The sequence below is a fragment of the Photorhabdus viridis genome, from assembly GCF_040256935.1.
GTDB classification, from domain to species: domain Bacteria; phylum Pseudomonadota; class Gammaproteobacteria; order Enterobacterales; family Enterobacteriaceae; genus Photorhabdus; species Photorhabdus viridis.
The window spans coordinates 1-5,213 of record NZ_JBEJZY010000093.1 but is presented as its reverse complement, the minus strand read 5'-3'; the positions used below and the strand labels follow the sequence as shown (position 1 = coordinate 5,213).

The 5,213-nt window shown below is 42.3% G+C and carries 4 protein-coding genes, 5 tRNA genes and 2 rRNA genes; 10 read left to right on the top strand and 1 reads right to left on the bottom strand.

The window, feature by feature from the left end:
- The 5 genes from rrf (ABR397_RS21765) to birA all read left to right on the top strand — a co-directional run.
- A 5S ribosomal RNA gene (gene rrf, locus ABR397_RS21765) occupies positions 1 to 103 on the top strand; the annotation flags it as partial.
- 48 nt (positions 104 to 151) lie between these two features.
- Positions 152 to 227, top strand: a tRNA-Thr gene (locus tag ABR397_RS21760).
- Positions 228 to 248: 21 nt separating this feature from the next.
- Positions 249 to 364, top strand: a 5S ribosomal RNA gene (gene rrf / locus ABR397_RS21755).
- A gap of 139 nt (positions 365 to 503) precedes the next feature.
- Entirely contained in the window at positions 504 to 1,529 is a 1,026-nt protein-coding gene (gene murB, locus ABR397_RS21750; protein ID WP_350307538.1) for a UDP-N-acetylmuramate dehydrogenase, read from the top strand.
- Positions 1,526 to 2,485 carry a bifunctional biotin--[acetyl-CoA-carboxylase] ligase/biotin operon repressor BirA gene (gene birA, locus ABR397_RS21745; protein WP_350307537.1) on the top strand — a complete coding sequence of 320 codons (960 nt, stop codon included), beginning with the start codon at positions 1,526 to 1,528 and terminating at the stop codon, positions 2,483 to 2,485. The genes murB and birA overlap by 4 nt, the downstream gene beginning before the upstream one ends.
- Before the next feature lie 43 nt (positions 2,486 to 2,528).
- Here the strand turns inward: birA and coaA are convergent, their stop codons facing one another.
- Positions 2,529 to 3,479 carry a type I pantothenate kinase gene (coaA, locus tag ABR397_RS21740; protein ID WP_350307536.1) on the bottom strand — a complete coding sequence of 317 codons (951 nt, stop codon included), beginning with the start codon at positions 3,477 to 3,479 and terminating at the stop codon, positions 2,529 to 2,531.
- Positions 3,480 to 3,910: 431 nt separating this feature from the next.
- Here coaA and ABR397_RS21735 point away from each other — a divergent pair.
- From ABR397_RS21735 to ABR397_RS21715, 5 genes are all read left to right on the top strand, one after another.
- Positions 3,911 to 3,986, top strand: a tRNA-Thr gene (locus ABR397_RS21735).
- A gap of 16 nt (positions 3,987 to 4,002) precedes the next feature.
- Positions 4,003 to 4,087, top strand: a tRNA-Tyr gene (locus tag ABR397_RS21730).
- A 103-nt stretch (positions 4,088 to 4,190) separates the two neighbouring features.
- Positions 4,191 to 4,265, top strand: a tRNA-Gly gene (locus ABR397_RS21725).
- A gap of 6 nt (positions 4,266 to 4,271) precedes the next feature.
- Positions 4,272 to 4,347, top strand: a tRNA-Thr gene (locus ABR397_RS21720).
- Positions 4,348 to 4,457: 110 nt separating this feature from the next.
- The coding region (locus ABR397_RS21715) for an elongation factor Tu (RefSeq protein WP_350307535.1) at positions 4,458 to 5,213 on the top strand (756 nt) is incomplete at its 3' end.

Sequence of the window (5,213 nt, the reverse complement as noted above, 5' to 3'; positions counted from 1 at the left end):
GCGCGGTGGTCCCACCTGACCCCATGCCGAACTCAGCAGTGAAACGCCGTAGCGCCGATGGTAGTGTGGGGTCTCCCCATGTGAGAGTAGGGAACTGCCAGGCTTTAATTTTTTGGGGTTTGCGTTAATATATTGATTGCGAGCCACTATTGCTGATATGGCTCAGTTGGTAGAGCACACCCTTGGTAAGGGTGAGGTCCCCAGTTCGAATCTGGGTATCAGCACCATGATAATATATAAAGAATTTGTCTGGCGGCGATAGCGCGGTGGTCCCACCTGACCCCATGCCGAACTCAGCAGTGAAACGCCGTAGCGCCGATGGTAGTGTGGGGCCTCCCCATGTGAGAGTAGGGAACTGCCAGACTTTATTTTAAGACGAAAAGGCCACCCAAAAGGGTGGCCTTTTTGCATTTAGAGAAAAAACTAACTTTGTTTTCCAACTGTTTTCCATGTCTATAGGCTGATAAACTACTTATTAAATAGCTTTATTGAGTATTGAGTAAATGCTTTCCCTTAAAGAGTTTAATACTTTTGGGTTATCTGCCCGTGCTAAATGTTTAGATATAGCTGAGTCTGCTGAATCTTTATTAGCTTTATGGCAGAAAGCCAAAAGCCAAAAACAACCTGTACTGCTGCTTGGTGGGGGTAGTAATGTCTTATTTACTAAAGATTTTGAAGGAGCTGTGATTCTGAATAGAATCATGGGGATTCAATACCAGGAAACTGATGAATCATGGCATCTACATGTAGGAGCGGGAGAAAATTGGCACGAATTAGTCTGTTATTCTCTTAAAAATCAGATTTATGGGTTAGAGAATCTGGCGTTAATTCCAGGTTGTGCTGGTGCGGCGCCGATTCAAAATATTGGCGCATATGGTATTGAATTTAGAGATGTATGTGAGTACGTAGATGTCCTGAATCTGGAAACTGGAGAACAAACGCGTCTTAGTGTTGATGAATGCCGGTTTGGGTATCGAGATAGTGTTTTCAAGCATAAATATCAAGAAAATTATTTTATTGTCTCTGTAGGCTTGCTGTTGAAGAAGAATTGGCAGCCGATGTTGAGTTATGGTGATTTGACTAGATTGTCGAGAGGTAGTGTAACTCCTCAGCAGATCTTTGATTCAGTATGTACAATGCGCACTAGTAAATTACCTAATCCTGCAATAACAGGAAACGCAGGGAGTTTTTTTAAAAATCCAATTGTCAGTGCGGAAGTTGCGGTAAAAATTAAAGAAAGTTACCCAGATAGCCCCCAGTATCCTCATGCTAATGGGATGTTCAAATTAGCGGCAGGTTGGCTCATTGAACAGTGTAATTTAAAAGGTTATCGCATCGGTGGTGCATCTGTGCATCTCAGGCAAGCTCTAGTATTGATAAATCAGGGAAATGCGACAGGTAAGGATATAATCGCATTGGCTGCCTATATTCGTCAGCAAGTGATAAGTAAGTTTGGTGTATTACTTGAACCTGAGGTGCGTTTTATTGGTTCTAAAGGCGAAATTGATGCTGTGGAATGTATTTCATGAAAGATATAACCGTACCATTACAATTGATTAAAATTTTGTCTGATGGTGAAGTCCATTCTGGCCAGCAACTGGGGCAAGATTTAGGGATGAGTAGGGCTGGAATTAATAAGCATATACAGACAATTCGTGAATGGGGAATTGAACTGGAAACTGTTCCTGGCAAAGGTTATAGCCTCATGGCACCTATGCAGTTACTTGATGAATGCACTATTTTGCAATATTTACCCCAGGATCGTATAGCTGTTTTGCCAGTTATTGATTCGACTAATCAGTATCTACTTGAACGTTTATCTGAGTTAAAGTCAGGGGATGCCTGTGTTGCAGAATACCAGTATGCTGGTAGAGGGAGGCGTGGACGGAAATGGATTTCGCCCTTTGGTAAGAATCTTTACTTATCTATGTATTGGCGTCTTGAACAAGGACCAGCTGCGGCAATCGGATTGAGTCTGGTTGTCGGTATTGTTATTGCTGAAGTATTGCATCGATTTGGCGCTGATAGAATTAGGGTAAAATGGCCAAATGATTTATATCTTGATGACAAAAAGTTAGCCGGAATTTTAGTTGAATTAATAGGAAAAACTGGTGATGCTGCTCAGGTTGTGATTGGTGCAGGTATAAATATTGCGATGGATCATAAGGACGAAGGATCTATTAATCAGCAATGGGTTAATTTACAGCAGACTGGAATTGAAATTGATCGTAATAAATTGGCTGTAGAAATAATACTTGATCTGAGGAAAGCTTTGATGCAGTTTGAAAATGAAGGTTTGTCTTCATTTGTCTCTCGGTGGTTTGAATTGGATAATTTTATGAATAGACCAGTAAAATTAATTATTGGTAGTCAGGAAGTCTATGGCATAGTCAGAGGTATTAATCAGCAAGGTGCTTTGTTACTTGATCAGAATGGTGTAATCACGCCATATATCGGTGGTGAGATTTCTTTGAGAGGTTGTTGAGAACAACCGGAAGAGAGATATCTTCCGGGTTCGGAAACTATTTTTACTTACGTAACCTTACGCTTTCAATAGTGTGATTTGTGCCTTTTGTCATGATTAGGCTTGCTCGTTCTCGCGTTGGTAGAATATTTTGTTGCAAGTTTAAGCCATTGATCTCTTGCCAGATATCAGATGCAATGCTTATGGCCTCTTCTTCTGATAACTTGGAATAACTGTGGAAATAAGAATCTGGATCTGAAAAGGCACCCTGACGAAATTTTAGGAACCGACTGATATACCAGCTTTGGAGTAATTTTTCTGGTGCATCGACGTAGATAGAGAAGTCGACAAAATCAGAGACAAATACATGGTGCGGGTCATGGGGATAATCCATACCGCTTTGTAATACATTAAGACCTTCCAGAATCAAAATATCTGGTTGTTCAATGAACTTTTGTTCATTTGGTACGATATCGTAGGTAAGGTGAGAGTAAACTGGTGCAGATACTTGTTTGGAGCCTGATTTAATATCAGATACAAATTTTACTAGGCCATGCATATCATATGATTGTGGGAACCCTTTCTTTTTCATCAATCCACGTTCATTTAGCACGCTGTTAGAATGTAGAAAGCCATCTGTAGTAATTAATTCTACACTTCTGTGTTCAGGCCAACGACTCAGTAGTGCTTGTAATAGACGTGCGGTAGTACTTTTGCCAACAGCAACACTGCCAGCAATGCCTATGACATAAGGGATCTTTTGTCCATCAGTGCCTAGGAATTGTTCGAGCACTGCTTGGCGACGTAAATTTGAGCTGATATAAAAATTAAGCAAACGAGATAAAGGAAGGTAAATCTCAACAACTTCTTCTAAAGAAATTTCTTCATTGATCCCTTTTAAATCAATTAATTCTTCTTTTGTTAATGTCAGTGGAACTGAATCACGTAAGGTTGCCCATTGTTCACGATTGAATTGCAAATATGGAGTAGCCAAAAAAGGTTCTTTTTTATTCATAAACCAACATCTGCCTGTTTGTGCAGGTTGAACAGGTTGTAATAAACAACCTGCACCCGACAAAAAATAAATCGCATCATATCGACTGAGGAGCAACAGGCGTAGGCTTTTTTGTATTTTTGGCGGTTTTTTTTGATAAGAAATGCAGAATTGTAAAAAATTGAGTTGCTTTACTTACTGCTAGCTTAGGTTGTTTGTTTAATAATGGAAATTTAACTGACGGCAAATGAAGTAATTTATCGAGTTTCATAGAAGATTATAATCAGTTCCTTAATAGTTATAAATAATTTTTTGTTTGTTATTTGATCTGAATCTATTGAAAAAAGCAGCTGATTAGATAAGAATGAGTATTTTATGACCGAATGATCAGGTTGAGGCAATTTTTTTGTTGCATAGAGTGTTCACACTGCCTAGAATGCGCAGCACTTGATGCCGGCATAGCTCAGTTGGTAGAGCAACTGACTTGTAATCAGTAGGTCCCGAGTTCGACTCTTGGTGCCGGCACCATTAAAAATTTGGATAGGGTGGGGTTCCCGAGCGGCCAAAGGGAGCAGACTGTAAATCTGCCGTCACAGACTTCGAAGGTTCGAATCCTTCCCCCACCACCAAACATTCAGATTTAGTCTTGAGTGTTCTGCTCGAGTAGCTACTCCAAGCAAAGCACATTGAGATACATGTACAGCTGATTAAAGTCAGGTAGCCGAGTTCAATGCGGGCATCGTATAATGGCTATTACCTCAGCCTTCCAAGCTGATGATGCGGGTTCGATTCCCGCTGCCCGCTCCAAGATGTGCTGATATAGCTCAGTTGGTAGAGCACACCCTTGGTAAGGGTGAGGTCGGCAGTTCGAATCTGCCTATCAGCACCACTTCCTTATGTTCTTGTCTCCTGGTTTTCGTCCTGTAAGCAATATTCAACAAGCAACAGCTTGGTTGATGTGGTGAAACTACCGATTCCGTGTCTTAGAGGGACAATCTAATGTCTAAAGAAAAGTTTGAACGTAAAAAACCGCACGTTAACGTTGGTACTATCGGCCACGTTGACCATGGTAAAACTACCCTGACTGCTGCTATCACTACTGTACTGGCTAAAACCTACGGTGGTAACGCTCGTGCATTCGACCAGATCGATAACGCGCCGGAAGAAAAAGCGCGTGGTATCACCATCTCTACTTCTCACGTAGAATACGATACCCCAAGCCGTCACTATGCACACGTTGACTGCCCAGGCCACGCCGACTACGTGAAAAACATGATCACCGGCGCTGCCCAGATGGACGGCGCGATCCTGGTAGTTGCCGCAACAGACGGTCCAATGCCACAGACGCGTGAGCACATCCTGTTAGGCCGCCAGGTAGGCGTTCCTTACATCATCGTGTTCCTGAACAAATGTGACATGGTAGACGACGAAGAGCTGCTGGAACTGGTTGAGATGGAAGTGCGCGAGCTGCTGTCTCAGTACGATTTCCCAGGCGACGACACGCCAGTAATCCGTGGTTCTGCTCTGAAAGCACTGGAAGGTGATGCAGAGTGGGAAGCAAAAATCATCGAACTGGCAGAAGCTCTAGACAGCTACATCCCAGAACCAGAGCGTGCTATTGACCAGCCATTCCTGCTGCCAATTGAAGACGTATTCTCTATTTCAGGCCGTGGTACTGTAGTTACCGGTCGTGTAGAGCGCGGTATCGTAAAAGTGGGTGAAGAAGTTGAAATCGTGGGTATCAAAGATACAGCG

What these genes read in the sequence shown, in the direction of transcription:
- murB (WP_350307538.1), top strand. Translation starts at nt 504, where the DNA reads ATGCTTTCCCTTAAAGAGTTTAATACTTTTGGGTTATCTGCCCGTGCT.
- birA (WP_350307537.1), top strand. Translation starts at nt 1,526, where the DNA reads ATGAAAGATATAACCGTACCATTACAATTGATTAAAATTTTGTCTGAT.
- coaA (WP_350307536.1), bottom strand. Translation starts at nt 3,479, where the DNA reads ATGAATAAAAAAGAACCTTTTTTGGCTACTCCATATTTGCAATTCAAT.